Raw genomic sequence first — 5,101 nt, 5'->3', positions numbered from 1 at the left:
CCCGGGATCACCGCGCCCGGCGCCACGTGGATGGACCCGGTGGCGACGGCCAGGGCGCACGCGTCCAGGACGTCGGCCATGGCGCGGTGTCCGGTGCGGCCGACGGTGACGAACTCACTGCGGATCTGCCGACCGTCGGGCGTGGTGACGTTGGTGGGGAGCTCCCGGGCGCCGACGGTGGCGTAGGTGGTGAACCCGGGCGCGGGGACGTTGTCGACGACGACGATGTCGCAGTGCCACTCTGTGGTCTGACCCTCCTCGTCGGCTTCCGTCTCGTGCGGGTAGCGCAGGACGCGGACCGACTCGGCCACGTCGAGGAGACCCTCGAGGCCGGAGAGGTCAGCCTTGTCCGGGCCCGGGACGGTGCTCGCGTCGCTCACGCCAGGTCACGCAACCGCGGCTCGAGGTCGGTCTTGAACAGGTCCAGGAACCGCTTCTGGTCGTGGCCCGGCGCGTGGAACACGAGGTGGTTCAGGCCCGCGTCGACGTACTGCTTGACCTGCGCCACGGCGTCGTCGGGGTCCGAGGCGACGATCCAGCGCTTGGCGACCTGCTCGATGGGCAGCTCGTCGGCCAGGCGCTCCATCTCCCGCGGCGAGTCCACGGAGTGCTTCTGCTCGGGGGTCAGCGACAGCGGCGCCCAGAAGCGGCAGTTCTCCAGGGCCGCGGCCGGGTCGGGGTCGTAGCTGATCTTGATCTCGATCATCCGGTCGATCCGGGAGGAGTCACGGTCGTTGATCCCGGCACCCTCCTCCACCGCCGGCAGGAGCTTGTCGGTGTAGAGCTCCATGCCCTTGCCCGAGGTGCAGATGAAGCCGTCGCCCACCCGGCCGGCGTACTTGGCCACCACGGGTCCGCCGGCGGCGATATAGACCGGCACGCCACCCTCGGGCACGTCGTAGAGGAACGCATCCTTGGTGGTGTAGAAATCGCCGTCGAAGTTGGTGGTCTCGCCGGTCCACAGCTCGCGCATGAGCCGGACTGACTCGCGCAGGCGGGCGAACCGCTCCTTGAACTCCGGCCACTGCCCCTGGTGGCCCGTGGCGATCTCGTTGAGCGCCTCGCCGGTGCCCACGCCGAGGAAGATGCGGTCCGGGTAGAGGCACGCCATGGTGGCGAAGGCCTGCGCGAGCACCGCCGGGTTGTAGCGGAACGTGGGGGTGAGCACGGATGTGCCCAGCTGCAGCCGCTCGGTGCGCTCCCCCACGGCCGTCATCCACGCCAGGGAGAACGGGGCGTGGCCGCCGTCGTGGCGCCACGGCTGGAAGTGGTCCGAGACCGTGGCCGAGTCCATGCCCGCCTGCTCCGCCAGGACCGCGTACTCGACCAGGTCACGCGGGCCGAACTGCTCGGCCGAGGCCTTGTAACCGAGCTTCAGTGCGGAGGTGGGGGGCATCGACGACTCCTCGTGGGTTGTGTGAGTGACTTCACCGACGTGGTGGTCGGGGCACTGCCATCGAGTATGCCAGCGCCATCGCGAGCGAGTTCCGGACTTGACAGCCGTGGGGTCTCGCCCTAACTGCCTCACACTTCACTCCCGGACCACTGAGAACCCGTAGACAACTCCGTACTTCTCGCCAGGTAACAACTTCAGGTGAGTCGAAGCGTTGTGGCGAAGATACCGCCACGGATGGCAATCGAAGGGGCGGCGCCGGGCGGCCGTCAACCAGGAGACCGGGACGATCGTCTACATCCGCTGACACGAGGCGCGACATGCCGATATCGGTGTGAGATTTGCCACTCGCCGGGGGCGGTCGTAACGATTCGGCCACCGGCGACCATACTCTGGATGAAGCGGCGATCATGGCGGGCCAGCCCGTGCCGGAGCCCCCTCCTCCGGACTGATCGCCGAGTGATGGCTTTCGGAGGAGCTATGCGGATTCGACACGCGGCCACCGCGCTGGTCGCCCTCGGCTCCGCTTCCGCCTGTGCACTCGGCGCCACGGTGATCCTCCAGGACCGCGAGGACGACGCCCGCGAGTCGGCGCTGCGCAGCTCCTCCTGGTCAGTGCAGGCCTCCACCGACTTCGGCACCACCTGGACCGCACCCATCTCCACCTACGGCGGGCACTTCCCCGTGCGCGTGGACACCGCCGGGCTCCGCAACCGTTCCGCGTACCAACCCCTGACCCTGCGGACGAGCGTCGACTCCCGCTCGGAGGCTCATGTGATGATCGGCAGGGGCGCGCTGGTGGAGGGCGACCCCACGACCGCCGCCAACGTCCGGATCCGGGCCGTCACCACCAGCGGAGGCGCCTGCGCCGCGCCCACGTTCAGCAGCGGTACCTCCAGCATCCTGGTCGGTGACGCGACTCTGCCGGAGCCGGTGGACGCCGCCACCGTCGACGAACCCCTGGTGCTGCCCGCCGCCACCCGCACCACCCCGGGAGCGCCCGTCACCGTGTGCCTCGAGCTGAGCATGAACTCGGCGTCCCCCGCGCCCGACTCGGTGCTGATGCTCGCCTGGCCCATCGACATCACCCGCGCGGACGCCGGAACCTGACCGACCCGTCACCCGACCGGCGGTCGGTCACACCCGCCAGGCCGGGTTCACGAACCGTCCTGGATCGCCTCACGCCGTCGCGCGGCCATCCGGTAAGCCTGCTCGTGCGCGGCCATGACCTTCCCCGGATCCGCGCCCTCGACGCGCGGCGGCGGCGACCGGGGTTCATCGATGGCCGTGCGCACCGCCCATGTCAAGGTGCCGGGGTCCTTGGGGTCGTACACCTCGCCCGAATGCTCGTCCGGATCGCAGCGGTCGAACCACTGCTCACGGAGGAAGCCCACGGCCGGCAGCACGGGCGCCACCCCCAGGTCCCGGCACAGCTCCAGCCAGGTGGAGTGGGTGGCGAAACGATACGGCAGGACACACACGTCGAGGGCGGCGAACTCGGCGAGCACGGGCCCCAGGTCGCGGGCCTCGTAACGGATCAACCGCACGGACTCCCACCCGCCCTCCGCCGCGAGCTCGGCCACCAGGTGGTGCCCGCCGCTCTCGCGGTCCTCACCGCACGCGTCACGCCACGCCTGCGCCTCCACGACGATCCGCAGATGCGCGTTCCGCCGGCCGGTCGCCACCGGCGCCAACAGGTCGAGCAGCTCGGGCCCCTCGATGTTCTCGCCCATCCGTTCCAACAGCACACCCACGACGGTGTCCCCGGGCGCCCGGAGGTGCGTGGAGGCGCGGATGGCCGACGAGATCTCCGCCTCGTCGAGTAGCCGAGGATGCGGCACCACCATCGCCTGCACACCCCACCGCACCCACAGTTCCCAAGCGGCGACCTCGGTGAGCGTGAGCACCTGTGCGGCGGCCCCCACGAGCGCGCCGGTGTGCCCCCGGTGCGGCTGCGAGTCCTCGTGCGAGGGGTAGACGATGTCGTGCACGGTCAGCACCATCGGGACCCCGGCGCGGGACAGGTGCTCGATCATGTCGCGGGCGCTCTCCGGCTCGAGATAGTCGTAACCGAAGTGCACGTGGGCCACATTCAGGCTCCCCAGGTCGCGGTCGGGGATCGGACGGGCGTCCTTCGCGTACGTGCCCGGGTGGGATTCACCGTTGACCACGCCCGGCCGCACCGGGACCATTTCGATGTGTCCCGACGACGCCAGTCCGGTGATCCTGCGGACGGCCGGGTGGGCTGCGGGCAGCACCGCCACCCTCGTCTGGGACGCGCCGCCATGTGACCGCATGAAACTTAGTTTAGACCCCTACGCAAGTCCTCGATGAGGTCTCCGGCGAACTCGAGCCCCACCGAGAGTCGGACCACGTTGTCGGTGATCCCCACCGCGGCACGCGCCTCCGGCTCCATGGACGCATGGGTGGTGGTCGCGGGATGGGTCACCAGGGACTTGGCGTCGCCGAGGTTGTTGGAGATGTCGATGACCCTCAGCGCGTTGAGGAGTGAGAAGCAGCGCTGCTTGCCGCGGTCCACCTCGTCGTCGTCGAACTTCAGACCGAACGTCACCACCGACCCGCCGCCCGACATCTGCTCCGTGGCCAGGGCGTACTGCGGGTGCGAGGGCAGCATCGAGTACCGCACCCACTCCACCGCGTCGTGCGACTCGAGAAACCGCGCCACCTCCAGCGCGTTGGCGGACATGCGCTCGACTCGCAGGCTCATGGTCTCCAGGCCCTTGAGCAGCACCCAGGCGTTGAAGGCGCTCATACCGAAGCCTGCATGACGCATCAGGTTCTGCACGGGTCCGGAGATGTACTCCTCCGGCCCCAGCACGGCGCCGCCCAGGACGCGGCCCTGACCGTCGATGTGCTTGGTGGTGGAATAGACCACGATGTCCGCGCCCAGCTCGAGCGGCTTCTGGTGCAGGACGGTGGCGAAGACGTTGTCCACCACCACCTGCGCACCCGCCGCGTGCGCCAGCTCGCAGACCGCGCGCACGTCCACCAGCTCCTGCATGGGGTTGGAGGGCGACTCGAAGAACACCGCGTCGGTCGGCTCACTGAGCGCCTCGCGCCACTGGTCCAGGTCGGAGCCGTCCACGAACACCGTCTCCACGCCCCAGCGCGGCAGGATCTCGTTGCAGATCACGAAACACGAGCCGAACAGTGCCCGCGAGGCCACCAGCCGCGAGCCGTTGCCCAGCAGCGCGGCCAGCGAGACGAACACCGCCGACATGCCGGAACTGGTGGCGAAGCACGCCTCGGCGCCCTCGATCTGCCGCAGCCGCTCCTGGAACATCGCCACGGTGGGGTTGCCGTAGCGGGAGTACACGAACCGCTGGATGTCCCCGTTGAACGACGCCTCGGCCGCCTCGGCCGACTCGTAGACGTAGCCGGAGTTGAGGAACATCGGCTCGGCGGTCTCCTCGAAGCCGGTGCGCATCTGCCCGGCCCGCACCCCCAGGGTGTCGGGGTGGAGTCCGTCGGGGAGCTCGTTGTTTCTCATCCGCTGCTTTCTGAGTGTCGTCGGTGGTGCGGGTGGCGGGTCGGGCCGGGTCAGGACTGTCGCCAGGGCAGTCCCGCGACCTTCCACCCGTTGACCGACCCGCGATGGCCCGCCGCGTCCGGGTCGCCCTCGAATCCCTCGGCCACGTTGTAGGCGGGGCCCAGGCCGGCGGCGGTGGCGGCGCTCGCGGCGGCGGC

Annotated in this window: 5 protein-coding genes and 1 pseudogene; 1 reads left to right on the top strand and 5 read right to left on the bottom strand. The window is 69.8% G+C overall.

The features are described 5' to 3' along the window. On the bottom strand, window positions 1–380 hold a 380-nt coding region (locus tag G6022_RS15980), incomplete at its 3' end, for a suppressor of fused domain protein (RefSeq protein ID WP_182691989.1). After that, a complete protein-coding gene (gene fgd, locus G6022_RS15975; protein WP_182639161.1) occupies window positions 377–1,396 on the bottom strand; it encodes a glucose-6-phosphate dehydrogenase (coenzyme-F420) in 1,020 nt (339 codons plus the stop codon). The genes G6022_RS15980 and fgd, both read right to left, overlap by 4 nt. A gap of 477 nt (window positions 1,397–1,873) precedes the next feature. Here fgd and G6022_RS15970 point away from each other — a divergent pair, with 477 nt between their 5' ends. Continuing rightward, entirely contained in the window at window positions 1,874–2,503 is a 630-nt protein-coding gene (locus tag G6022_RS15970; protein WP_182639160.1) for a hypothetical protein, read from the top strand. A 47-nt stretch (window positions 2,504–2,550) separates the two neighbouring features. On the opposite strand, the gene G6022_RS15965 is transcribed toward G6022_RS15970, so the two are convergent. From G6022_RS15965 to G6022_RS16985, 3 genes and pseudogenes are all read right to left on the bottom strand, one after another. Next, window positions 2,551–3,690 carry a hypothetical protein gene (locus G6022_RS15965; protein WP_187700915.1) on the bottom strand — a complete coding sequence of 380 codons (1,140 nt, stop codon included), beginning with the start codon at window positions 3,688–3,690 and terminating at the stop codon, window positions 2,551–2,553. A gap of 5 nt (window positions 3,691–3,695) precedes the next feature. Continuing rightward, entirely contained in the window at window positions 3,696–4,904 is a 1,209-nt protein-coding gene (locus G6022_RS15960) for an O-succinylhomoserine sulfhydrylase (RefSeq protein ID WP_182639159.1), read from the bottom strand. Window positions 4,905–4,954: 50 nt separating this feature from the next. Next, a pseudogene (locus G6022_RS16985) lies at window positions 4,955–5,101 on the bottom strand (rhodanese-like domain-containing protein); the annotation flags it as partial.

The organism is Dietzia sp. Cai40, assembly GCF_014145165.1.
In the GTDB taxonomy this organism is placed as follows: Bacteria; Actinomycetota; Actinomycetes; order Mycobacteriales; family Mycobacteriaceae; genus Dietzia; species Dietzia natronolimnaea.
Note: the sequence above shows the minus strand (reverse complement) of the source record. Positions and strands in the feature narration are given on the sequence as shown.

What these genes read in the sequence shown, in the direction of transcription:
- fgd (WP_182639161.1), bottom strand. Translation starts at nt 1,396, where the DNA reads ATGCCCCCCACCTCCGCACTGAAGCTCGGTTACAAGGCCTCGGCCGAG.
- G6022_RS15960 (WP_182639159.1), bottom strand. Translation starts at nt 4,904, where the DNA reads ATGAGAAACAACGAGCTCCCCGACGGACTCCACCCCGACACCCTGGGG.
- G6022_RS15965 (WP_187700915.1), bottom strand. Translation starts at nt 3,690, where the DNA reads ATGCGGTCACATGGCGGCGCGTCCCAGACGAGGGTGGCGGTGCTGCCC.
- G6022_RS15970 (WP_182639160.1), top strand. Translation starts at nt 1,874, where the DNA reads ATGCGGATTCGACACGCGGCCACCGCGCTGGTCGCCCTCGGCTCCGCT.